This window comes from Spirosoma flavus, from assembly GCF_054778555.1.
Genome location: NZ_BAAGZL010000002.1, coordinates 1,094,003 through 1,117,485 on the forward strand (window position 1 = coordinate 1,094,003; position 23,483 = coordinate 1,117,485).

General features: G+C 47.4%; 20 protein-coding genes. 10 read left to right on the top strand and 10 right to left on the bottom strand.

The annotated features are described in order from the left end of the window. Positions 1–85 precede the first annotated feature (85 nt). The 3 genes from ACYVF1_RS13435 to ACYVF1_RS13445 all read left to right on the top strand — a co-directional run bounded on the left by ACYVF1_RS13435 (position 86) and on the right by ACYVF1_RS13445 (position 4,044). Entirely contained in the window at positions 86–592 is a 507-nt protein-coding gene (locus tag ACYVF1_RS13435) for a Fur family transcriptional regulator (protein ID WP_461079500.1), read from the top strand. Positions 593–837: 245 nt separating this feature from the next. Next, entirely contained in the window at positions 838–2,124 is a 1,287-nt protein-coding gene (locus ACYVF1_RS13440; protein ID WP_461079502.1) for an adenylosuccinate synthase, read from the top strand. A 162-nt stretch (positions 2,125–2,286) separates the two neighbouring features. Further along, entirely contained in the window at positions 2,287–4,044 is a 1,758-nt protein-coding gene (locus ACYVF1_RS13445; protein WP_461079504.1) for a GMC oxidoreductase, read from the top strand. 144 nt (positions 4,045–4,188) lie between these two features. Here ACYVF1_RS13445 and ACYVF1_RS13450 read toward each other — a convergent pair whose 3' ends face one another. Then, on the bottom strand, positions 4,189–6,717 hold the full coding sequence (locus ACYVF1_RS13450; protein WP_461079506.1) for an ATP-dependent Clp protease ATP-binding subunit: 2,529 nt from the start codon (positions 6,715–6,717) through the stop codon (positions 4,189–4,191). Between the two features lie 64 nt (positions 6,718–6,781). After that, positions 6,782–7,348 carry a WbqC family protein gene (locus tag ACYVF1_RS13455; protein WP_461079508.1) on the bottom strand — a complete coding sequence of 189 codons (567 nt, stop codon included), beginning with the start codon at positions 7,346–7,348 and terminating at the stop codon, positions 6,782–6,784. 221 nt (positions 7,349–7,569) lie between these two features. Between ACYVF1_RS13455 and ACYVF1_RS13460 the strand changes: the two genes are divergently transcribed. Then, positions 7,570–8,442: a lysophospholipid acyltransferase family protein gene (locus ACYVF1_RS13460; protein ID WP_461079510.1), complete on the top strand. Its 873-nt coding sequence runs from the start codon at positions 7,570–7,572 to the stop codon at positions 8,440–8,442. A 73-nt stretch (positions 8,443–8,515) separates the two neighbouring features. Here ACYVF1_RS13460 and ACYVF1_RS13465 read toward each other — a convergent pair whose 3' ends face one another. Further along, on the bottom strand, positions 8,516–8,899 hold the full coding sequence (locus ACYVF1_RS13465) for a hypothetical protein (protein ID WP_461079512.1): 384 nt from the start codon (positions 8,897–8,899) through the stop codon (positions 8,516–8,518). A gap of 278 nt (positions 8,900–9,177) precedes the next feature. On the opposite strand from ACYVF1_RS13465, the gene ispG reads away from it, so the two are divergent. The 4 genes from ispG to ACYVF1_RS13485 all read left to right on the top strand — a co-directional run bounded on the left by ispG (position 9,178) and on the right by ACYVF1_RS13485 (position 12,478). Further along, positions 9,178–11,199, top strand: a complete 2,022-nt coding sequence (gene ispG, locus ACYVF1_RS13470; protein WP_461080748.1) for a (E)-4-hydroxy-3-methylbut-2-enyl-diphosphate synthase — start codon at positions 9,178–9,180, stop codon at positions 11,197–11,199. A 120-nt stretch (positions 11,200–11,319) separates the two neighbouring features. Continuing rightward, the gene (locus ACYVF1_RS13475) at positions 11,320–11,508 is read left to right on the top strand and encodes a DUF6728 family protein (RefSeq protein WP_461079514.1); all 189 of its coding nucleotides are present in this window, start codon (positions 11,320–11,322) and stop codon (positions 11,506–11,508) included. Then, positions 11,505–11,855, top strand: a complete 351-nt coding sequence (locus ACYVF1_RS13480; RefSeq protein ID WP_461079516.1) for an MmcQ/YjbR family DNA-binding protein — start codon at positions 11,505–11,507, stop codon at positions 11,853–11,855. Before ACYVF1_RS13475 ends, ACYVF1_RS13480 begins: the two co-directional genes overlap by 4 nt. A 65-nt stretch (positions 11,856–11,920) precedes the next feature. After that, positions 11,921–12,478: a tetratricopeptide repeat protein gene (locus ACYVF1_RS13485; protein ID WP_461079518.1), complete on the top strand. Its 558-nt coding sequence runs from the start codon at positions 11,921–11,923 to the stop codon at positions 12,476–12,478. 16 nt (positions 12,479–12,494) lie between these two features. Here the strand turns inward: ACYVF1_RS13485 and ACYVF1_RS13490 are convergent, their stop codons facing one another. The 4 genes from ACYVF1_RS13490 to ACYVF1_RS13505 all read right to left on the bottom strand — a co-directional run bounded on the left by ACYVF1_RS13490 (position 12,495) and on the right by ACYVF1_RS13505 (position 17,493). Then, complete coding sequence (locus tag ACYVF1_RS13490; RefSeq protein ID WP_461079520.1) at positions 12,495–14,624, bottom strand: ComEC/Rec2 family competence protein; 2,130 nt, start codon at positions 14,622–14,624, stop codon at positions 12,495–12,497. Continuing rightward, positions 14,621–15,073 (bottom strand): GNAT family N-acetyltransferase, encoded by a 453-nt coding sequence (locus tag ACYVF1_RS13495; RefSeq protein WP_461079522.1) that lies wholly within the window; start codon positions 15,071–15,073, stop codon positions 14,621–14,623. Before ACYVF1_RS13495 ends, ACYVF1_RS13490 begins: the two co-directional genes overlap by 4 nt. A gap of 118 nt (positions 15,074–15,191) precedes the next feature. Beyond that, positions 15,192–16,568 (bottom strand): M43 family zinc metalloprotease, encoded by a 1,377-nt coding sequence (locus ACYVF1_RS13500; RefSeq protein ID WP_461079524.1) that lies wholly within the window; start codon positions 16,566–16,568, stop codon positions 15,192–15,194. Continuing rightward, positions 16,528–17,493, bottom strand: a complete 966-nt coding sequence (locus tag ACYVF1_RS13505) for a PhoH family protein (RefSeq protein WP_461079526.1) — start codon at positions 17,491–17,493, stop codon at positions 16,528–16,530. The genes ACYVF1_RS13500 and ACYVF1_RS13505 overlap by 41 nt, the downstream gene beginning before the upstream one ends. A gap of 361 nt (positions 17,494–17,854) precedes the next feature. On the opposite strand from ACYVF1_RS13505, the gene dnaB reads away from it, so the two are divergent. Both dnaB and ACYVF1_RS13515 read left to right on the top strand, forming a co-directional pair. Next, positions 17,855–19,459, top strand: a complete 1,605-nt coding sequence (gene dnaB / locus ACYVF1_RS13510) for a replicative DNA helicase (RefSeq protein WP_461079528.1) — start codon at positions 17,855–17,857, stop codon at positions 19,457–19,459. A gap of 92 nt (positions 19,460–19,551) precedes the next feature. Further along, the gene (locus ACYVF1_RS13515; protein WP_461079530.1) at positions 19,552–20,127 is read left to right on the top strand and encodes a DUF2911 domain-containing protein; all 576 of its coding nucleotides are present in this window, start codon (positions 19,552–19,554) and stop codon (positions 20,125–20,127) included. A 71-nt stretch (positions 20,128–20,198) separates the two neighbouring features. Here the strand turns inward: ACYVF1_RS13515 and ACYVF1_RS13520 are convergent, their stop codons facing one another. From ACYVF1_RS13520 to ACYVF1_RS13530, 3 genes are all read right to left on the bottom strand, one after another. Beyond that, positions 20,199–20,999: an LOG family protein gene (locus tag ACYVF1_RS13520; RefSeq protein ID WP_461079532.1), complete on the bottom strand. Its 801-nt coding sequence runs from the start codon at positions 20,997–20,999 to the stop codon at positions 20,199–20,201. Positions 21,000–21,229: 230 nt separating this feature from the next. Beyond that, on the bottom strand, positions 21,230–22,441 hold the full coding sequence (locus ACYVF1_RS13525; protein WP_461080750.1) for a pyridoxal phosphate-dependent aminotransferase: 1,212 nt from the start codon (positions 22,439–22,441) through the stop codon (positions 21,230–21,232). A 130-nt stretch (positions 22,442–22,571) separates the two neighbouring features. Continuing rightward, a complete protein-coding gene (locus ACYVF1_RS13530; protein ID WP_461079534.1) occupies positions 22,572–23,456 on the bottom strand; it encodes a DUF5694 domain-containing protein in 885 nt (294 codons plus the stop codon). Positions 23,457–23,483: the final 27 nt, after the last annotated feature.

Sequence of the window (23,483 nt, forward strand, 5' to 3'; positions counted from 1 at the left end):
ATATATTACACGGTATGAAGAGACCTATACTTGAAACCTGCAACCGCAAACTTACCTTTGCATTGTCAACTAATCGGAAACGGATATGCCTGCGCCGACACAAACGAATTTAGAGGCTGCCCAGATGATTTTTCGAGCGTACCTCGAACGAAAAGGTCTTCGAAAAACACCCGAACGCTTTGCTATCCTCGAAGAGATCTATAACCGTCAGGACCATTTTGATGTCGACGAGTTGTATATCTCTATGAAAAATAAAAAATATCGGGTTAGCCGGGCCACGGTCTACAACACATTAGACGTACTAGTCGACTGCGACCTGGTAACAAAACATCAGTTTGGACGTAACCTGGCCCAGTACGAAAAATCGTATGGGTACCGCCAGCACGACCACTTAATTTGTACGGATTGCCACAAAGTGATGGAATTCTGTGACCCCCGTGTGCAGAATATTCAGAACATGGTTGGTGAGATGTTGAAATTTAACGTATTACACCACTCATTAATTTTCTACGGATCCTGTGCCCGCGATTTCTGCGAAAACCGCGAGTTAGCTGCCACAAAAGCAGAAGTAACTGAGCCAGTGGAAGATTAACGTAGTATGCTGTTCAAGATACTTGTCAGGCTGACAAAAAGGTAGCAGATTGCCTGAGCAACAGGAAACTGCTACCTTTTTTTATTTTAATTGACCAGCGAACCCAAAAACTCGCTTGTTTTGTACTGAAAATACATCATCAGCCAACGAACTCAACTATAGCGTTACGTATCGGATTAAACTGATACATTCTTCTTTTATAGGGCTGGAACGGTTTACGAAGCAGTTCCAAATTCTTTTTTCTAATGATTGATGTTTTATTAGGGCTCCAGTGGGGCGACGAAGGAAAGGGTAAAATTGTGGACGTATTAGCACCACAGTATCAGGTCGTTGCCCGATTTCAGGGCGGTCCCAACGCCGGGCACACACTCGAATTCAATGGTTTGAAACATGTTCTGCATCAGATACCATCCGGTATTTTCCGCGATGACATTCAGAACATTATTGGCAACGGCGTTGTGCTGGACCCCATTGTGTTTAGAAAGGAAATTGACGGGCTGGCGAAATTTAACCTGCCTATCACGCAAAATTTACAGATTTCGCGTAAGGCCTCGATCATCATTCCAACGCACCGTCTTTTGGATGCTGCTTACGAGCAGGCTAAAGGTGCGTCGAAAATTGGTTCGACGCTACGTGGAATTGGACCAGCGTACCAGGATAAAGTAGCTCGGCAAGGTTTGCGGGTTGGTGATGTATTGTCGCCAAATTTTCGGGAAAAATATGTGAAACTGGTAAACGCACACAAGACAATTCTTGAGCATAACAATTTCGATTATGCGTCGGTCCTTCCCCAGCTAGAAACCGAGTTTTTCGATGCAGTTGAGTTCATGAAACAATTCGAACTGACTGATACTGAATACGTCATCAACGGCGCACTGACTGACAACAAAAAGATTTTGGCCGAGGGAGCGCAGGGGTCTTTACTCGACATTGATTTTGGCTCCTACCCTTTCGTTACGTCGTCCAACACCATGACGGCGGGTGCCTGCACTGGTCTGGGCGTAGCGCCCAAGCAGATTGGCGAAGTATACGGCATTTTCAAAGCATACTGCACCCGTGTCGGCAGCGGCCCTTTCCCAACCGAACTCAATGACGAAACCGGCGAACGCATGCGTCAGGAAGGTCGGGAATTTGGCGCTACAACGGGGCGCCCACGTCGATGCGGCTGGTTAGACCTTCCTGCGCTAAAATACGCTATCATGATAAACGGCGTAACGCAATTGGTCATGATGAAGGTTGACGTGTTGAATATCTTCGACGAAATTCAGATTTGCACCCATTACAAACTACCCGACGGCTCAATTACTGAGCAATTGCCATACGACCTCTGCGACACCGACGTAACGCCCATTTACAAGTCGTTCAAAGGCTGGAAATCTGACCTGACCAATATTCGGTCGTTCACCGACGTACCGGCTGAACTGGCTGACTACGTTTATTTTCTGGAAGACACCTTAGGGTTGCCCATCAACTTTATTTCGACAAGCCCCGACCGTGAAGCCATCATCCATCGGCAAGCGGTGATCGCTTAAAACCCAAAACTGCCCGACCAGCGCTGGTCGGGCAGTTTTGCTATATACCGATACGTAACGAGCAGTACAATAGGGATACGTAATAAGAGTAAACTACGTTGAAAACTGCCTTTTACTACGTATTATCGCTACTACTAACGTTTTCTAAGCCCTGATTGCCGAATGGATACACCACAAATCAAAAAAGCGCCTACGGTTTACGACGTGGCTATTATCGGCTCCGGTGCCGGGGGCGGCATGGCCGCTTATACACTCGCCAAAGCGGGTGCCAAAGTCCTGCTGCTCGAAGCAGGTGGCTATTATGACCCTGCCGATCCGAAATATATTACTCAATTAAAATGGCCCTGGGAATCGCCCCGGCGTGGAGCTTCTACGGAAGCCCGCTCGGGAGGAGATTTTGATGCTGCCTGGGGAGGTTGGGAAATTGAGGGAGAACCATATTCAACTGTAGGTGGTACCGAATTCGGCTGGTTTCGTTCGCGGATGCTCGGCGGACGTACCAACCACTGGGGGCGGATTTCGCTACGTTTCGGACCCGATGATTTCCGTCGTGGATCGATTACGGGCGTGGGCGATGACTGGCCGATCGCTTACGAAGATATGAAGCCGTTTTACGACAAAACGGATAAACTTATTGGTGTGTTCGGTACTAACTTACCAGACTTCCCGAACGAGCCTGACGGTTTTTTTCTGCCTCCGCCCAAGCCTCGACTTCATGAATTGATGCTTCGGAAAGCTGGCAAAAGCATTGGGGTTCCCGTAGTACCTTCACGGCTGAGCATCCTGACCAAACCCATCAACAACGAGCGCGGACAATGTTTTTACTGCCACCAGTGTAACCGGGGTTGCCAGGCTTATGCCGATTTTTCAGCATCATCCGTGCTTTGTATTCCTGCGGTTAAAACGGGTAATGTAACGCTTATTAATGGGGCAATGGCCCGCGAAATCCTAACCGATTCACAAACCGGTCTGGCTACGGGGGTAAGTTACGTTGATAAAGCCACATTACAGGAAATCACGGTACGTGCCAAAGCTGTTATGGTAGCAGCCAGCACCTGTGAATCTGCCCGGCTTCTATTGAATTCCAAATCGTCCCGTTTCCCAACTGGACTGGCCAATAGCAGCGGAGTAATTGGCAAATACCTGCACGACTCGACTGGTGCCAGCCGCTCTGGGTTTGTACCGGCACTGATGGACCGTAAACGCTATAACGAAGATGGCGTAGGTGGGATGCACGTATTTACCCCCTGGTGGCTCGACAACAAAAAACTTGACTTCCCACGCGGCTATCACATTGAATACGGCGGAGGCATGGGGATGCCAGGATATGGTTTCGGTGGCGGTATTGAATCGTTAAACGGAAAAATTCCCGGTCGCGATGGCCAAATGAAACAAGCTGGTGGCTATGGCAAGGGACTGAAAGACGATTATCGCCGGTTCTATGGCGCTTACATCAGCATGGCGGGTCGGGGCGAGCCGGTACCACTCGAAAGTAACTACTGCGAAATTGACCCCACCAAAGTCGATAAATATGGTATTCCGACCCTGCGATTCCATTATAAATGGTCGGATTATGAAGTTAAGCAGGCGAAACACATGCAGGACACCTTTGAGGAAATTATCCATGCCATGGGCGGTATCGCGCTTGGGTCCAAACCCGGTCCTGATTCAGGGCACGGTTATGGTTTGGCGGCTCCGGGACGTATCATCCATGAAGTAGGTACTGTTCGGATGGGCAATGATCCCAAGAAGTCAGCCCTGAACAAATTTCAGCAAGCGCATGACGTGAAAAACCTGTTTGTGGTTGATGCCGCTCCATTCCCGACGCAGGGCGACAAGAACGTAACGTGGACCATTTTAGCCGCTTCAATGCGTACGAGTGAATATTTCATTGATCAGGTGAAGCAGAAGAATATTTAGTAATTACCTGTTGACGTACGTCAACAGGAGGGCTGCGAAGATATCTTCGCAGCCCTCTCTTTTGGCATCAATTTAAGTAGCTTGATCAACAAAAAAACCGCCTAACGTAACACTAGGCGGTTTTTCATTTATAGAACAAAATACTTATTCTACTACGGCTTCTGGCTTTTTCACCGAGATGGTCAGGTTTTCACCTTCGCCACTGTAATCAGCCATTATTACATCGCCGTCTTTGAGTTCTCCTTTCAGGATTTCTTCGGCAACGGGGTCTTCGAGGTAACGCTGGATAGCGCGGCTCAGCGGACGAGCACCGTACTGAGGATCATAACCTTTCTCCGACAGGAAGTCTTTCGCTTTTTCAGTCAGTTCAACGGCATAACCCAGATTCGTTACACGGCCCAGCAATTTGCCCAGCATTAAGTCGATGATTTTGTGAATGTCCTCACGTTGCAGCGAGTTAAACACAATCACATCGTCCAGACGGTTCAGGAATTCTGGTGAGAACGCTTTCCGAAGCGCACTTTGAATCGTGCTCTTCATCAGTTCGTCCTGCGACTCAGCCGAGCGCTTGGTGGCGAAACCGATGCCGGCACCGAAATCTTTCAGGTCACGTACCCCGATGTTTGAGGTCATGATGATGATCGTATTTCGGAAATCAACCCGACGACCTAAGCCGTCCGTCAAGATACCATCGTCGAGCACTTGCAGCAGAATGTTGAACACATCCGGGTGCGCTTTTTCGATCTCGTCTAGCAATACTACGCTATAAGGTTTACGACGAATTTTCTCGGTCAACTGACCGCCTTCTTCGTAACCAACGTAGCCCGGAGGAGCGCCGACCAGACGGCTAACGCTGAATTTCTCCATGTACTCCGACATATCGATACGTACCAGTGCATCGTCTTTATCAAAGAGATACGTAGCAAGTACTTTTGCCAGCTCCGTTTTACCGACACCCGTAGGACCGAGGAAGATGAACGAACCAATTGGTTTCTTCGGATCTTTCAGACCAACGCGGGTACGTTGAATGGCTTTAACTAGCTTATCAATAGCCGATTGCTGACCGATAACGCGACCTTTCAGCTCTTCGCCCATGTTGACGAGTTTCTTGCCCTCATCGTTCGATACGCTCGTAACCGGGATACCCGTCATCATCGCAACTACTTCCGCTACGTTGTCTTCGTTAACCGTGTAGCGACGTTTCTTGGTATCTTCTTCCCAAGCTTGTTTAGCGCGGTCGAGTTGGTCGATCAGGCGTTTTTCCTTGTCACGAAGTTGGGCTGCTTCTTCGTACTTCTGGCTCTTGACAACCTGATTTTTCTCTTTCTTGATATTCTCAATCTGTTCTTCCAGTTTCAGAATATCTTCAGGAACCGTAATGTTCGAGATGTGTACGCGGGCGCCCACTTCGTCCAATACGTCGATCGCTTTATCCGGCAGGAACCGGTCCGAGATATACCGCTCCGACAACTTCACCGCAGCCTCAATGGCCTCTTTGGTATAGTTAACGTGGTGGTGATCCTCGTATTTATCCTTGATGTTGTTCAGGATTTCGATGGTTTCGTCAATCGACGTAGCATCGACCATAACCATCTGGAAACGACGGGCTAATGCGCCATCTTTCTCAATATACTGACGGTATTCGTCTAACGTAGTAGCACCGATACATTGAATGTCTCCCCGCGCTAAAGCCGGTTTGAACATGTTCGAGGCATCGAGCGAACCCGACGCACCACCTGCGCCAACGATGGTATGCAACTCATCGATAAAGAGGATAACTTCCGGCGATTTTTCCAGCTCGTTCATAACGGCTTTCATCCGCTCTTCGAACTGACCCCGGTATTTGGTACCCGCTACCAGCGACGCCAGATCAAGGGTAACGACGCGCTTGCCGAACAAGACACGCGATACTTTCTTCTGAACGATACGTAGGGCAAGACCTTCAGCAATGGCGGTTTTACCAACGCCGGGCTCACCAATCAGAATCGGGTTGTTTTTCTTACGGCGACTCAAAATCTGAGCGACACGTTCGATTTCTTTTTCACGACCAACGATGGGATCCAGTTTACCGACTTCGGCCAACTTGGTCAGATCGCGACCAAAATTGTCGAGTACGGGCGTCCGGGATTTCTCCGAGCCTTTGGGGTCTTTCCCCGAACTGGAGCTGCTACCACCGAACATCCCCCGATCGTTGTCGTCATCGTCGGTTTCAGGACCCATCACCGGACGGCTCCCTGAGGATTGATATTCCAGCATCTCCTTAATGACTTCGTAATTAACATTAAACTTATTGAGAATCTGCGTGGCGACATTGTCCTCATCACGCAGAATCGATAGTAGAAGGTGCTCCGTACCGATTAGCGGGCTTTTGAAAATTTTAGCTTCCAGATACGTGATTTTCAGCGTCTTTTCCGACTGACGGGTCAGGGGAATATTTGCTAAGTTTTTCACGTTGTTGGTTGCGGTTCCTTTCGTGGCCTGTTCAATGGTCACCCGGAGTTCGTCGAGCGAGATGCCGAGTTTCTTTAGCAACCCGACTGCCACACCCTCACCCTCACGTATCATACCCAGCAGCAGATGTTCCGTGCCGATGTAGTCGTGGCCTAAGCGCAAGGCTTCTTCCCGGCTCAGCGAGATAACTTCCTTAACGCGGTTTGAGAATTTTGCTTCCATTCGATTTAGGGTCTCCTATAGGTAAGCTTGCTTACTGGCCTAACGAAGAGTTTTACAGATTTGTTCATTCCTGAAGCCCTGCTTTCAGCACATCCAGCGCGGCTGGCCCCTGGCAAAATATCAGGTCTATAATACTAAGATTCGGTACAAATTCAACGCCAAAGTTCTGCTGATAAGGTGCGGACCGATGGAATATATACGATTCGGCCCGCTGCCGTGGATTTAACCTCGATCGAGCGTCAAAAATGCCGGTTGAGGTTTCTTTTTCATAGCAATCTGTCAGGTTCAGGGTAGGCGTATACCGTAGAAATTTCAGACAAATTGTCAGCAGTTCGTAATTTATGTCAAACAGGAACGTCCATCTTTTCTGACAAACACGTTCCAGATCGGGCGCGTAGTAGTCGAAAAACGGCGCTTTCCCGTAGGCGGCCTGTAAACATCGCCAGTGCTGTAGCTGCCAGGACTGGTCATTGTCAATCCGAAGACTGCGAACCGGTAGGTGGTGAGTGCCCTTTTGTACGGGTACGGCAAGGGACTCCACTTTATTTGCTGTCAGAACATAGCAGCGATTTCGGTAACTTTGCTTCTGGTAGTGCTCCTGAGCCTCAATCCAAACCTGATCGAATCGCATCAGCCCCGTTATGTAATCAAGACAGGGTAAATAATGTAATTCGATTAGTAAATTAGTTGACTGCGACGGTAACTGGTACTTTTCCAATAAAAGCATGCGTATCCGTTCACAATTAAAGCAAAAAATCAATACCACCAACTGAAATTACAAATTTTTAATTTTTTAGTCGTGCTGCAACAAAACGGCGATTCTCGTTTGTTAGCCCGCTATCAGCCCATTGCATGTTGTTTTTTCGCCTGCTCTCCCGCTTACCCCTCTGGTTCCTCTACGGTCTCTCCGACTTTTTGTACTTTTTACTGCTTTACATTATCCGTTACCGACGCCATGTAGTACTTGATAACCTACGTCAGTCATTCCCTGAAAAGTCATCAACTGATATTCGTCAGATAGCCAGAGACTTCTATAGAAATTTGACCGATTTACTGGTTGAGACGATCAAGATGCCAGCTATGTCACCTGATGATTTACGGCAGCGTGTCCAGTTTCCCAATGATCATATGGTGAAAGAAGAGTTAGATAAAGGCCATACGGTAATTGGTATGGCTTCGCACCAGAGCAACTGGGAGTGGATACCATCGGCTTCGGTTCTGCACGGCATGCCAGCCGATAGCGTTTACAAAACGTTGAACAATCCTTTTTTTGAGGAAATGATGCGAACGGTACGTTCGAGTTTTGGTGCGGTGCCTGTGCCTATGAATCAACTTCCACGCCGGATGGCTGCTCAGAAGAACGTAGCACGTATCATTGCCCTCGTCGCCGATCAGGTTCCCGACGTACCGGAACAGGCCTATTGGACCGATTTCTTACACCGTGATACGCCTTTTTACCCCGGTACCGAGCGACTCGCCCGAAGCCGCAGTCTACCTGTATTTTATGTAGAATTAGCACGCGTTCGACGCGGGCATTACGTTGTTACGTTCACTCGTATTGGCGAACCACCTTACGACAATCTGCCAGAAGGTGCTATTCTGGAACGATACCGCGATCTACTCGAAGAAACCATCCGAAAACACCCGTCCGACTGGTTGTGGTCGCACAAACGCTGGAAACACTGGCGCGGTAAGTATCCTAAAGTGGGCGCAAAACTTTCCTGACGCATAAAAAACAACATCCCGAACGTAGTGAGATTCACTACGTTCGGGATGTTACGTTGTTTATCAGTGTTGTTTACAACGAATCGCGTCGGGCTTTTTCAGCACGTACCGAATCGCGTTTCGCTTTTAGTTTATCACCCTCAGTGACGATGGCGTTCTCCGCTTTATCTAAACCTTTATTTACAGCTCGTCCAGTTTTGGTAGCAGCGCTATCAACTGCTTCTCCGGCAACTTTGGCTTTCCCTTTAATACCCTGACCGGCTTCATTAGCAGTTTCTCCTATTGCCCGACCCGTATTTTTCAGATCTTCTTTCATACGGGCTTTTCGTTCAGCTTTTTCCTGCTTGCGCATCTCTTTTCTTTCCTGCTTGCTCATCGCAGCAGTTGAGTCCTGCGCATAAGCCCCCACACTTATAAAAAGAGCGAGTGCAAAGGCGCTCATCAATTTCGTTTTCATAACGTAGCGTATTAGTTGATTGGTTGTATTTCGTATAAAGCCTTTCCATTTTAGTACAATCGGGATCGGCCTACATAGTTATTCAACCGCTCAACCCGATTTTTGTTTCTTAAAAACAACTTAATTCATTACGCTCTTTGTCTACTATATAGCTGTAAATTAGTGCTTCACAGACGAACATAACTATTTACGCGAATGTTCTTCAGATAGTGGATACGAAACTGAACCGCGTGTTTTTCCGTACCTTTGTCTGGTCAAACGGCGATGCCGATACCTGTATGTCCGATTCGATTCTAACCCCTACGTTGTCTACCGAAACCGCTACGTCGGGACGCGCTGATTCCTCTATTCTTTATACACCTTCACTGACGCAGTACGTTCGCCGAAAAACTATTCCGGTAACTATTGGCGACGTACCATTAGGCTCTGATTATCCAATTCGTGTGCAGTCGATGACTACTGTCGATACGATGGATACGGAGGGTTCGATTGAACAGTCTATTCGAATGATTGAAGCGGGATGCGAATACATTCGAATTACTGCGCCCAGCGTAAAAGAGGCCCAAAATCTGGAGAATATTCGTAAAGGCTTACGGGCACGGGGCTACACGACGCCGTTGGTGGCCGACATTCACTTCACGCCGAATGCCGCCGAACTGGCCGCTCGAATTGTAGAGAAGGTACGTATCAATCCGGGCAACTACGCCGACCGAAAACGCTTCGAATTCATCGATTATACCGATGCTGCCTACGAGGCAGAACTAGAGCGGATTCGGGCCAAGTTTCTGCCACTGGTACGTATCTGTAAAGAATACGGAACGGCCATGCGCATCGGCACCAATCACGGCTCCCTCTCCGACCGGATTCTGAGTCGCTACGGCGATACGCCCGTTGGTATGGTCGAATCAGCCTTGGAGTTCTTACGTATCTGCGAGGATGAAAACTACTTTAATATCGTCCTTTCGATGAAGTCGAGCAATCCGCAGGTGATGGTTCAGGCGTACCGACTGCTAGTCCAACGATTGGATGAAGAAGGGCTGAAACCGTACCCGCTTCACCTCGGCGTTACAGAAGCAGGCGAAGCCGAAGACGGACGTATCAAGTCGGCGCTGGGTATTGGTACGTTGCTCGAAGATGGCATCGGCGATACTGTCCGCGTATCACTCACCGAAGAACCCGAACGGGAAGCTCCAGTTGCCCAAGCACTTATCGAGCGGTACACGAATCGAGCAGCTGAAAGTCAGCCCATTCCTGCCGTTACGCATTATCCCATCAATCCATTTCAGTACGTTCGCCGGACAACGCACGAAGTAGCCAATTTTGGTGGACAGAACGTACCGCGCGTTATTGCCGATTACAGTCAGATTGCCGTCAGCGAACACGAGGATTTAAAACCAATCGGTCATTTTTACCTGCCCGAGCCCGACAAGTGGCGCATGAATGACCTTGGTGCCGATTATATCTACACGGGTTCGCATCCGGCGTCGTTTATGCTACCCAATGGCCTGAAACAGATTCTGGATTATAGCGCCTGGCAGTCGGTTTCTGATAAGATTAATACGTACCCCCTACTCACGGCCGCTACGTATCTGGACGCTCAAACGGCGCAGACGCTGTTGCACCAACGTCTGAACGTAGTACGTCTGTCGCTGGCCGATCTATCGGGTGAATTACTCCAAACGCTACGTAACGACCAGACGGTTGTGCTGCTGATAACCACCACCAATGCCCATGCTATGCCTGAATTACGTCGCCTTTTTGTCGAAATGATAAATCAGGGAATCACCGCACCAATCGTTGTTCAACGTAGCTATACCGACGTACCAACCGAAGACGTACCGTTGTATGCAGCAACGGATGTAGGTGGCTTACTGATTGACGGTCTGGGTGATGGAATTATGCTTTCGTCGGTGGGTGTTGATGCGCTCAAACCGCTAAACAATCTGGCTTTTGGCATTTTACAAGCTGCCCGGACACGTATCACCAAAACGGAGTACATTTCCTGCCCATCCTGCGGTCGTACTTTGTTCGATTTACAGGAAACAACAGCGCATATTCGCCAACGTACCGACCACCTGAAGGGTGTCAAAATCGGCATTATGGGTTGTATCGTGAATGGCCCCGGCGAGATGGCCGATGCTGACTATGGTTACGTTGGGATTGGGCGCGATAAAATTGCGCTTTACCGTGGTCAACAGGTCATCAAGAAATCGGTTCCTGCCGAGCTGGCAGTAGATGAACTCATCGAACTTATCCGCGAAGATGACCGCTGGATTGAACCCTCTCTTACAAATGAATAATGAAAAATGTTTGATGATTAATGACCATCCAGCGTAATGTTTTATTGCGTATGGTTGTTATCTAAGTGGGTCGTTTCATTTCCATTTTACGTTGTTCATTATTCATTTTATTAGCCTCACGTGAACAAATTCATTGATTACCTCAAAATCGGGCCTGTTTTTGCCTATTTCATTCGGGTGTTCAAAAAGCCTGATCCTAATCAGCCGACCAGCGTAAACTTACGTATGATGCACGGTATCAACCGGATATCTATACTCATGTTTCTGCTGGCAATAATTGTCTACACTGTTCGTCATTGCGGCCGATGAATGTAGAAACCCTGCGCGAGTACTGCCTCTCCAAGCCGCACACAACGGAATCGTTTCCGTTTGGCGGGGATGCGCTAGTGTTTAAAGTCGGTGGCAAGATGTTCGCCCTACTATCGACCGAGAGCCGCCCAACAACCATCAATCTAAAATGCGACCCCGAACTAGCCGTTCAGTTACGGGACGAACATAGCGCGGTGGCTCCCGGTTTTCACATGAATAAAACGCATTGGAATACTGTAACAGTGGATGGACGGGTACGTAGCAGCGACGTTCAGGAGTGGATTGATCACTCGTATGAACTGGTTCGAAAAAGTTTGCCTAAAGCGGTACAGGCTACGTTAAATTAAGGCCATTACGTTGGCAGCATAGCCTAAAACATTGTAAATTCGCAAAAAGACAACCTGATCTACTTATGGAAGTTATTCTGTTAAGTCTATTGTTCGGGATCTACATGACTATCCGGTATTTCTGGGTAGATCACGATACAATGGCCGATAAAGATCGGAAGCGATTTCAAAAAGGGGTTGATTTGGTAAATCATCGAAAAACTGAAGAGGCTTATCAGTATTTTAACGACGCTGTTCGGCAGTACCCAAAGTCAGCCATCGCTTATGCGTATCGAGGAAAATGTCAGCTTATTCAGGAGAATTATTATTCCGCGATTTACGACCTCACAGAAGCTATCAGTCGCGATAATACATTAGCAGACTGCTATCTGGATCGGGGAATCGCTTTTTACAATACTGCTGACAATCAGCAGGCATTTCGCGAATTTGATAAAGCTGTCTGGCATTTTCGCGACGAAAAACCAGACGCCTATCGCTGGCGGGCTTTAGCACGTATCCAACTCCGGCAGCTTCCCCAAGCCGAAAATGACCTACGCCGGGCCGTTAACCTTGGCGACGAAAACTCGTTCCATCTTCTGCTGCAACCACCCTTCACCCGACCAAATCCGGTCATGAAATTGTAAGTTAATTAACGTAGCACTACTCCAGTTCAGTCACATACGCACCCATCTGCCGGACTGAATAACAGGCAATGCTATTTTCCTTTGCTTCGGCTAACAACTTGTCTGTCAAGGGTGTTTTATTAGAATCGTCGAAGATAATCTGACGGGCAACAACCCGTCCATTCAACTGATTCCAGTTACGTAGCGCGTTACGGCGGATGATGAGGTAATCGACTACGGCGGGCAGGTGCCACTCGGACGCACTAAATTTGTTGACTATCAACAACGTTTTTCCTTTCCAAACCCACAACGCGTATTCGTCTGTGCGGTAATAGGCAGAGACACTCGGCAACAAAGCATTCCTGACATCAGCCCTGGTTAAGTCAGAAATACCCCATTGCCCGAATGTATTCTTCAGGTAGAAATCGAAAGAGCGCGTATCGGTACTGTCGAGATCGGTTAGTAGCAAACTTTTGTGACCGTCGGTTAAGCTAACGGCGGTTCGGTGGGGTAGAAAATGAACAGCTAGTTTTCGCTGATACGTTTGCTGATATTCATTCCATATATTCACGCCAGCCAGCAAAATAGCAGTGAGACAAGTTGCCCAAACGTACGACTTGCTACGTGTCATTACCAATGCAATGGCGCTCAGAATAAAGACATAGATCAATACCATAGCCACTGGCGATAACCATAATCCATCCCACGTAGCGCCTGGAATATTACCTGTTTGCATTACTACGTAGTTGAGCAACCAGGCCACTTTTTGTAAAAGCCATCCCAGACAATTATTGACATAGGGCACCCAACTCAGTCCTAATGTAGCCATCGCCAACGGGAGCAAGATCCCTGAAATCAACATGACCGCCGGATTGGCTAGTAGAAAATAAGTTGGAAATTGGTGGAAGTAAAAAACACCAAGTGGGAACGTAATCAACTGAGCCACCAGCGCAACCGCTGTTAACTTCCAGAGTTTATCGAACCACTTAGACTGAAACGTAATGGATTGATACAGCGACGCTTCCCAGGCCACAATACCGCCCACAGCCAGGCACGACAACTGAAAACCAGCAGAAAACAGAGCGTACGGATCGAAACAAAGAATGAAAAACGTCGACGCGCCCAACGTATTCAACAATTGTTGTGGGCGCCCGAGTGCTCTGGCTACAATAAGCAGGGTAAACATCGCAGCCGAACGTAACACTGGCGGTGAAAAACCCGTAACGAGGGCATAGAACCACAAAATCGCCAATTGAATACCTGCCATTAATAGCTTACTACGTCGATTTTTAGCCAGAAAACCGAGCAAAATTGTCAATACGTTGAACAGAATACCAACGTGTAGCCCTGAGACGGAGAGGATGTGCACAGCCCCGGCCGCCGAATACGCCCGGTAAAGTTCGGTATCCAAATCGTCACGAACGCCCAGAATCATGGCGTTCACAATACCAAACTCAGGCCGGGAACCTATCTGTTTAATGAACGTATCATCGGCCCAACGATTTACAAACGTAGCAAGCTGAGTGATTCGGTTTGGCGGTTCAACTCGTAAAACCTTCCGTTGAAACGGACGTAAGTATTGCTGATGATAAATATTTCGGTAGCTGAGGTATCGTTTGTAGTTAAATTCACCCGGATTCAGTGGAGGGTCAATTGGGCGCGGTGCACTGGCTACTAGCCAAACTTCGCCATAACGCGGCATCGGCTGATCAGCTTTATCCAGATACACAATGACACGTCCGCTAAGCGGCTGCCAATGAGAAGCTTCACTACGTTCGGACTGGCTCGACTCACTCCACTTTCCCCGATAAAGCTCCAGCTCGACGCGAAATGTTTTGGCGCGGGCTTCTGGTTGAGCGGCCACTACGCCTTCGTAGGCACGTAGCGTGTCGGTCAGATGGACGATGTTATCCGAGCGGTTGCTCGCCGTACATTGCCAGGTAATGCTCCATCCTATCGCGAGCAACAGTAACATTGCGCCCACACCCGATTCAATCCGAATGGGTTTTATGACTTTTCCCTTATTTCGCGTTAATCCCAGAAATAATAATCCAGCCCCGACGAAAAAAGCAATAAGCGGTAACTGATAAACATGGGGCAATTGATCGTACAAGACAATGCCCAGCATGAGTGCCATTACGTATCGAACGAACGGAAGGCCCTTCATTCTGTCGTGTAGGCCGAACCGGGCAACACCATTTTATAATGCTGAATATTAGCCTCTTCGAACATCGGCCCAACCGAAACAAATCCGAAACTGGTATAAAGCGGCATAGCCGAAACCTGGGCGTGCAAATAAATACGTTCGATGGGTTCGGGCTGCTGGCTGAACACATCATCAAGAACGGCACGCACCAGCGCCTTGCCGACACCTTTTCCCCGGCAATCGGGCAAAACAGCAAAACGTTCTAACTTAACACCTTCTGACGTACGACGCCAGCGGGCTGTGCCACAAGGCTTTCCATCGGAACTAGCCAGAAAATGGCGACTACTTTCTTCAAACTCGTCGTACTCTTCCCTGGCTGAAACATGCTGTTCCTCCACAAACACCTGTCGGCGAATGGCAAAGGCATGTTCCAGATCGGCGGGATTTGAAATTTGGGAGACTTCAATCATAAATAATTTCCGTTTAGCAACCCTTAATTGCTTAGACGTACAAACAGAAAGCAATGTAACGCGGAATTCGTCCGTCTGCTTACAATAAATCAATTCAGTAACGTAGCGTGAATCAAACTTATGGTACCAGCAGACGTTTACTAACTACTTCGTTATCTGTTTTTACACGGACAATATACACACCTTTACTCAATCCGTTGATAGATAACGCCACGCGCGTGCTGGGAGAGTTAGCATACGCAGAAGACCGAAGCTGCCTTCCTGTCATGTCGAACAAATCGACAATAAATGACTGATAACCTTTCAATTGCACATCAACGGTTGGATCAGCGTTGGATGGATTCGGATAAACGTTGATGGTCAATGTCTCGGTTTCTGGCAAAGGTGCGGCAACCGATTTAATCAGCCTGGCTCTGGCCGGGCTCAACATAAGTACCCGACGCATGCGAGCTACCTGACCCGCCGTAAACATATTCATACAGGCATCCGGCGAATACATCAGGTAATTTTCAATAGGGGCACGTAAACGCTGGCCCGAACAAACAGAAAAAATATCGTTGCAGAAGCGTGTCTGATTCAGGTTATCGGTTGGCGTCGTGTCGGCTACATAGTCGTCGGCGCAGGCACCATCGCCATTTACGTGGTATAGACCCAGCCAATGGCCGATTTCGTGCGTAGCGGTACGTCCTAATGCATATAACGAACTCGTCACTGTACCCGTTTGCTTGCCAAAATAACGGTAATCGATAATGGATCCATCGGTACGTTCACTTGCCGACTGAGGGTCAAGCAGTCCTTTTAACGTATCAGCGGCTACTGGAAACTGTGTATAACCCAGATAACTCTGTACTGAGGTTACCCAGATGTTTAAATACCGATCGCTGGGCCAGTAGGCAATTTGCGATAACAATTCGGCGTCCTGAAATACGTCAAATGACGATTTTTGCTGGTAATAATGACGGGTAATTCCCGTAGATGCCTGTCCGCTTGGGTCAGTTGTAGCCAGAAAAAATTCGATGCCGGCATCAGCACCAATCGGGCTGGTATTGTATCCATTTGTGCCCTCTTTTCTCCGATAATCTTCGTTCAATACCTGAATCTGCGAACGGATTTGCTCGTCCGAAATATTCACATTATTCGATCCGCCAATCGTACCCGACGCATTGCTGTGTACTACGTGTACGACAACCGGAATCCGGTAAATAGTGTCGGTAGCCTGCTGACGTAGCGAAGGGTTATCCTCCATTTCCTGAAGCTGCCGATTCAGCTTATTCAACAGCCGAAGTCGATTAGGATTCTGTCTTTGCAGAAATTGCTCTCGAACCGCTGTAGCACATCGGTTAGGCAGCTCTTCTTCGAGTGAATTCTTAGGAATTGACTGTCCCCATGTTACTGAGGTGAGTAAACACAGAAACGAACCGGCCAGCCAGCCGGTTCGTTTCCAGTTAGTTAGGCTATTGTTGCCCCGCTTTATCATACGCATTAATAATTTCACGAACGAGCCGGTGACGGACCACATCGCGGCCATCGAGTTCGACAAATGCAATTCCTTTAATATTCTTCAAAATATCGACCGACTCAATCAACCCCGATTTTTGTCGATTAGGCAAATCAATCTGCGAACGGTCGCCGGTAATGATCGCCTTCGACGTAGGGCCCATACGAGTCAGAAACATTTTCATCTGCATCGTGGTCGTATTCTGAGCTTCATCAAGCAGAATAAACGCATTATTGAGCGTTCGTCCGCGCATGTAAGCCAACGGCGCAATTTCAATAATCCGGTTTTCGGTATAGAACTTCAATTTCTCGGCCGGAATCATGTCGTCGAGCGCGTCATAAATTGGGCGGAGATATGGGTCGATCTTCTCTTTCAGATCGCCCGGCAGAAAGCCTAAATTTTCACCAGCTTCAACGGCAGGACGCGTAATGATGATTTTCTTAACCTCTTTGTTTTTCAGCGCCCGTACCGCAATGGCAACAGCAGTATACGTTTTACCTGTGCCGGCTGGCCCAACGGCGAAGACGAGATCATGTTTCTCAGCGGCTTCAACCAGTCGTTTCTGATTATCGGTTTTTGCCCGAACCACTACGCCCCGGTTTCCATAAACCAGCACTTCATCATCGTCGGGCGGTGTAGGGGGCGCCAGACCACCATTGACGGGTTGCCCGCTATGGCTGATGTAGGTTTGGACGTTTTCCTGGGTTATTTTCCCGTATTTCTGATAATGTTCAATCAGCGAATCCAGTATATCGCTAATACGGCTGATTTCGGGCGTCGTACCTTTGATCCGAATTTCGTTGCCGCGCGAGATAATTTTGCTCATCGGAAAGGCAGCGGCCACTTCCTTAATAGTAAGATTCTCTACACCCAGAAAGTCGATGAGCGAGACATTGTCAAGGGTGATTACTTTTTCGACCAAATGATAAATAGATTTAGTTGGAGATTCCGAAAAATAAGCGATTTCCTTACTTCTACAACGCGTTTTGCAAAAAAATTATTCCGTTGCTGGAATTCTCTATAAGCTACTTTATTTTAGCATAAAACGAGCAAATTTTTGGAATAAGTACGTATCTTGCTGACAGACAGACTCCTGTTATCTACCCATACTATGTACATCCTTTCTCCGTTGCTTCACAATAAAAATTATCAAAAAATTTTTCTGACTGATAGCGCTAACATTACCAGAATGTTACGTAGAAACTGGAGGTCTGATGGCCTATACGTTGGATCGGGTGGGCTTGCCTTATGGGGGTGCGATTGCGTAAACTTGCAGTAAGATCATGGAGAACAACGCACGCCCAAACCAGCACCTTCGAAAACAAACCGGTTTCGCAGGTGGTCGCCAACAGGCCGGTAATCACTGGCTCGATACGGGCCTCGGCAAATTACCGCCCCAGGCGCTGGACTTGGAGGAAGCCGTGTTGGGCGCGTTGATGATTGAAAAAGACGCCCTGTCGATGGTCGTCGACATTTTGAAGCCTGAGACGTTTTATAAAGAAGCCCATCAGCGGATTTACAGCGCCATTCTCACGCTATTCGGCAATTCCGACCCCATTGACTTATTGACGGTTACGCAGCAGCTTCGCAAAACCGGCGAGATTGAGATAGTTGGTGGTGGAGGCTTTGTATCTGAACTAACATTTCGGGTCAATTCGGCGGCCAACATCGAATACCACGCACGTGTTGTATCAGAACAGGCGCTAAAACGGGCGCTTATTGCTATGTCGTCGACCATTCTGCGCGACGCCTACGAAGATACCACCGACGTATTCGAACTCCTTGATCGTACCGAGCAGTCGCTCTTCAAGATTTCGGAATCGAACATCAAGAAGAATTACGCCGACATGAGTACCATCGTCAGGATGGCGCTCAACGAACTCGAAACCAAAAAGAATCAGGAAGGGCTAACGGGTGTACCGTCGGGATTCACTAACCTCGACCGCGTTACGTCGGGCTGGCAGCCTACCGAATTGATTATCCTGGCAGCCAGGCCAGCCATGGGTAAAACCGCGTTCGTAGTCAGCGCGTTACGTAACGCGGCCGTTGATCACGGAAAGCCCGTTGCTATTTTCTCACTGGAGATGTCGTCGGTGCAGTTGGTGAATCGTCTGATTTCGGCAGAAGCGGAAATTGATTCCGAAAAAATCCGGAAAGGTACGTTAGCTCCGCACGAGTGGACGCAGTTGCACCACAAAATTCAGCGACTAACCGAAGCGCCTATTTTTATTGACGATACTCCTGCCCTTTCCATTCTTGAACTGCGGGCAAAATGCCGCCGTCTGAAGGCGCAGCACGACATTCAAATGGTCGTAATTGACTACCTCCAGCTAATGTCGGGCGATACGTCTGGACGGGCGGGTGGTAACCGCGAACAGGAAATTGCGTCGATTTCGCGGGCGCTTAAGAATCTGGCAAAAGAGTTGAACGTTCCGGTTATTGCTCTTTCGCAGTTGAGCCGGGCCGTTGAAACCCGGGGCGGTGACAAGAAACCGCAGCTTTCTGACCTTCGGGAATCGGGATCCATCGAGCAGGACGCCGACATGGTTTGCTTCCTATACCGCCCTGAGTATTACAATATTACACAGGATGAGCAAGGCAATTCGACCCAGGGGATTGGCGAAGTAATCATAGCTAAAAACCGAAGTGGCTCGCTAGACACCATACAGCTTCGGTTCATCAATAAGTTTACAAAATTCTGCGACCTCGATTCGTATTTCGAGCCGGTTCAGACACAGGGTTTTGCTCCTGATGTGAATGGTTTGAGCAGTTTCGACGCACCACCGGGAGGGAACGTATTCAAAAGCAAAGCCAATGACCGGTCGAATTTAGATAATGGCATGTCGAATTTTGGCAATGCTGACCCGAATCAGGAAACACCTTTCTAATGTATCTACCATTTCAGTAGAGATTTTTACGGCTAGCATGTATTGCTGGCCGTGATTTTTTATTGTTCCCTTCACCTAAAACCTAAAGAAACATGAGACTTTGCTACGTTCTAGTTTATCTGTTTATCAGTGTTACGTTATCGGCTGAAGCTCAGAAGTTAAGAGGACTGGATAAGAGCCCGATGGACATGGCATACTATCCCGATGATTTCGCCCACGACCGGAAATTTGCTCCTGCTAAGGTTGGCGATAAAGTCTATGCTCGTGTTACGTACAGCCGCCCGGCTAAAAAGGATCGGGAAATTTTCGGCAAACTAATCCCCTATGGTAAAGTATGGCGGGTCGGGGCTAACGAAGCGACAGAAATAAAGTTCTTTACCGACGCTACTATTCAGGGCAAAAAGATAAAAGCGGGTGTTTACTCGTTTTACGCCATCCCAAACGAAACCGAATGGACACTCATTTTCAGCACAGATTTAGATCAATGGGGCGCTTATAGCTACAAACAGGATCTGGATGTATTACGTGTAAACGTACCCGTCAAAAAAACAGAAGAACCTGTTGAAAATCTGTCTATACAATTCAAAAAAGCGGGCGACAACGTCAACGAATCCGTTATGATGATCGCCTGGGACACTACGTTAGTAGAGGTGCCCGTTACGTTCTGAAATTGTAATAGCATGTCAATAAAAATGCCCAACTGATTTACGGTTGGGCATTTTTATTGACATGCTACGTATCAAAAATTCGGTTTGAGCATATAACGCGAATAGAAATCATCAATAACTTTTAAGGCTTCTGTTGGCGTATCGACGATGCTGATGAGTTTCATGTCTTCCGGATTAATATTATGCTGTTCTTCCAGCACTTCTTTAGTAATCCAGTCAACCAGACCCTGCCAAAACGACCGACCAACAAGTACAATCGGGAAACGGGCAATTTTCCGGGTCTGAATCAAGGTCAAAGCTTCAAACAATTCGTCGAGCGTTCCCATGCCACCGGGCATCACCACAAACCCCTGTGCATATTTGACAAACATTACTTTCCGGACAAAAAAGAAATCGAAGTTGATGCTTTTATCCGGATCAATATAGATGTTACTATGTTGCTCAAACGGCAATTTAATATTCAAACCAACTGATTTTCCTCCCTGTTCAAAGGCCCCTTTGTTACCGGCCTCCATGATTCCAGGTCCACCACCAGTAATAACCCCGTAGCCGTGCCGTACTAATTTGGCCGCTATTTCTTCGGTCATTTTATAATAAGGGTGTTCAGGCTTGGTACGTGCCGAGCCAAATATGGATACGCAAGGGCCAATTTTTGCCAGTTTATCAAACCCTTCGACAAACTCCGCCATCACTTTAAAGATGACCCAGGAATCGGCTGTTTTGATTTCATTCCAATCTCGGTCCTGAAATGCTTCTTTAATACGTTGTTCGTCGGGTGTTAGGAGTAACTCGTCGCGCTTGGGTAAATCGTGGGCAATGCGTTCGGTGCTCTGCGCTTCAGAGCGATGAACATTTTCTTTAGTTTCTTCCATTTAGATAGCAAAAAAGGCAGTGGGCGCGAAACGTACTCACTTCGTCATACATAAAACATCCGCCCTAATTAATAAAAAAATGGCATTCTGTATGATTCAGAACCGTTTTTCTTTAGAGCGGAACGATATAACGATATGTTTACAAAATTCGTTCGACAATAAAAGAGCGAAAACTGGCGCCAGTTTTCGCTCTTCCACTCATTCAATCTTTCGCCCCTTGAATTTGCTCTTTACCGACGACGACTTTCCAGGAAGTTCTCAATTCGGTCCATAGCAACCGTCATTTCGTCAACATTCGGAAGGCAAACAATTCGGAAGTGGTCATCGTGGGTGTAGTTAAAACCGTTGCCCGATACGACCAGTACTTTCTGCTCGGTCAGCAGATTCAGGACAAAGTCATCGTCATCGGCCAGGTTAAACTGCGACAGGTCAATTTTGGGAAAGATGTACAGAGCCCCTTTCGGTTTCACGCAGGTTACTCCCGGAATCGCCGTCATCCGCTCATAGGCCAGCATGATTTGCCGGTGCAAACGGCCAGCTGGCATCACTAAGTCATTGATACTTTGATAACCACCAAGCGCCGTTTGAATAGCATACTGCGTCGGTACGTTGGCGCAAAGGCGCATACTGGCGAGCAAGGTCAAACCTTCAATGTACGATTTCGCCCGGTGACGTGCTCCACTTAAAATCATCCATCCACCCCGAAAACCAGCTGCACGGTAGTTTTTCGACAATCCGCCCATCGTAATGCAGAGCGTATCGTTAATCATTTTGGAAATAGGATAGTGAACCGCTTCGTCATACAGAATTCGGTCATAAATTTCATCTGAAAACACAATGAGTTTATGCCGCTCCGCAATTCGGGCAATGCCCTCCAGTACCTCTTTATTGTATACAGCGCCCGTTGGATTGTTTGGATTGATCACCACAATGGCACGCGTCTTGGGCGTAATTTTCCGCTCAATGTCGGCTAAATCGGGATTCCAGTCGGAAGCTTCGTCGCAGACGTAGTGATTAGGTTTGCCGCCACAAAAGGCCACAGAAGCCGTCCAGAGCGGGTAGTCGGGGGAAGGAACCAACACTTCATCACCTTCATTCAGCAACGCCTGCATTGACAGCATGATCAGTTCGCTAACGCCGTTGCCGATGTAAATATCATTAATGGTAATACCCGGCAAACCAATATTTTGCGTATGGTGCATCACCGCTTTGCGGGCAGCAAAAAGCCCCCGCGAGTCAGAATACCCCTGCGCGTTACGTATGTTCAGGATGATGTCGTGAACAATCTCGTCGGGCGCGTCGAAGCCGAACGTAGCGGGATTGCCAATATTGAGGCTAATAATTTTATAGCCCTGACTCTCCAGTTCAAGCGATTTCTCGTAAATCGGGCCGCGAATATCGTATTTCAGGTGAACAAGCCGGTCGCTCTTCAGAATTTCCATTGCAGGCACTTCTACATCCATGTAGTCTACTTCCATGCCCCAAAAGTACGGAAAGTAAATTATCTTATTCGCAATATGATTTTTACTTGCCTGATCAGTTTAGCAAGGTAGCATTAACTGAACATTTCTCTTATTTCAATACGTCGTCCAGATTCACTACGTCAAAATAGGGATGCATCTTAGCCAGATACGTTAAAAATGGGATATGCGACGATCCATAAATTACCAAATAACAGTTGTCATTTGTATAGTCCACCTGCCGAAGTATATTATTGAAATTTCGAAGATTTGTACCATACCAGAACGTACCAACATAATCAGTCGCACTCATATCATTTTCAGTACCAATACTGAATAAATAATTCCAGTTGGTGTATTCGTCTCGCTTTAATTTTTCAGGAGAATTCAGGAATAATAAAAATTGCGACAACGTTGATTTTTGCAGGAGCGAATCCTGTTTAGGTAACGTAGCAGAATAAGGTAAATCATAAAAAGCAGCGTTTGTCCGGGTGGTATCGTTGAACTTATCTAAAGCAACGTATAAATCTCTAACTGCTTTATCTACAGGATTCTTAGGATGATATGTTGAAGTTAACAACTCCTCCGGTTGGTAGTTAATACCAATTATTTTTTTATAACCCAGCTTTTTAGCCGTTTTCATGCCTAACTGCACAATTTCATTGGCAAGAAGATTTCGTTTCTGCGGCAGCTTACCACGTAAATATTCTTGATAAACACTATCGTAAAAGGATTGATTTTTTTGCGTGAATTCCAGGAATATTTTATCCGGCTTTTGCTTGACTAATTTATTGACTAGTTCATCAATTTCTTTTTGACGTTTTTCCGTAAATAAATACGAATGTAATCGACTCGAACTATCCAGACTTTGATTAAAATGAAACGTACCGAGTAGTATAATTTTAATCTTTTTAGGACTCGTTTGGCCGAAGCTACTCCAACTAAACAAACACAACGCGAGAATGATAAATAGACGTATCACTGTGACAACAACCACTTAAATCTGACAGATCAAATTACAAAC

Bases quoted from the DNA above. Each gene is read 5' to 3' on its own strand.
- ACYVF1_RS13435 (WP_461079500.1), top strand. From the start codon at position 86: ATGCCTGCGCCGACACAAACGAATTTAGAGGCTGCCCAGATGATTTTT.
- ACYVF1_RS13440 (WP_461079502.1), top strand. From the start codon at position 838: ATGATTGATGTTTTATTAGGGCTCCAGTGGGGCGACGAAGGAAAGGGT.
- ACYVF1_RS13445 (WP_461079504.1), top strand. From the start codon at position 2,287: ATGGATACACCACAAATCAAAAAAGCGCCTACGGTTTACGACGTGGCT.
- ACYVF1_RS13450 (WP_461079506.1), bottom strand. From the start codon at position 6,717: ATGGAAGCAAAATTCTCAAACCGCGTTAAGGAAGTTATCTCGCTGAGC.
- ACYVF1_RS13455 (WP_461079508.1), bottom strand. From the start codon at position 7,348: ATGCGATTCGATCAGGTTTGGATTGAGGCTCAGGAGCACTACCAGAAG.
- ACYVF1_RS13460 (WP_461079510.1), top strand. From the start codon at position 7,570: ATGTTGTTTTTTCGCCTGCTCTCCCGCTTACCCCTCTGGTTCCTCTAC.
- ACYVF1_RS13465 (WP_461079512.1), bottom strand. From the start codon at position 8,899: ATGAAAACGAAATTGATGAGCGCCTTTGCACTCGCTCTTTTTATAAGT.
- ispG (WP_461080748.1), top strand. From the start codon at position 9,178: ATGTCCGATTCGATTCTAACCCCTACGTTGTCTACCGAAACCGCTACG.
- ACYVF1_RS13480 (WP_461079516.1), top strand. From the start codon at position 11,505: ATGAATGTAGAAACCCTGCGCGAGTACTGCCTCTCCAAGCCGCACACA.
- ACYVF1_RS13485 (WP_461079518.1), top strand. From the start codon at position 11,921: ATGGAAGTTATTCTGTTAAGTCTATTGTTCGGGATCTACATGACTATC.
- ACYVF1_RS13490 (WP_461079520.1), bottom strand. From the start codon at position 14,624: ATGAAGGGCCTTCCGTTCGTTCGATACGTAATGGCACTCATGCTGGGC.
- ACYVF1_RS13495 (WP_461079522.1), bottom strand. From the start codon at position 15,073: ATGATTGAAGTCTCCCAAATTTCAAATCCCGCCGATCTGGAACATGCC.
- dnaB (WP_461079528.1), top strand. From the start codon at position 17,855: ATGGAGAACAACGCACGCCCAAACCAGCACCTTCGAAAACAAACCGGT.
- ACYVF1_RS13515 (WP_461079530.1), top strand. From the start codon at position 19,552: ATGAGACTTTGCTACGTTCTAGTTTATCTGTTTATCAGTGTTACGTTA.
- ACYVF1_RS13520 (WP_461079532.1), bottom strand. From the start codon at position 20,999: ATGGAAGAAACTAAAGAAAATGTTCATCGCTCTGAAGCGCAGAGCACC.
- ACYVF1_RS13525 (WP_461080750.1), bottom strand. From the start codon at position 22,441: ATGGAAATTCTGAAGAGCGACCGGCTTGTTCACCTGAAATACGATATT.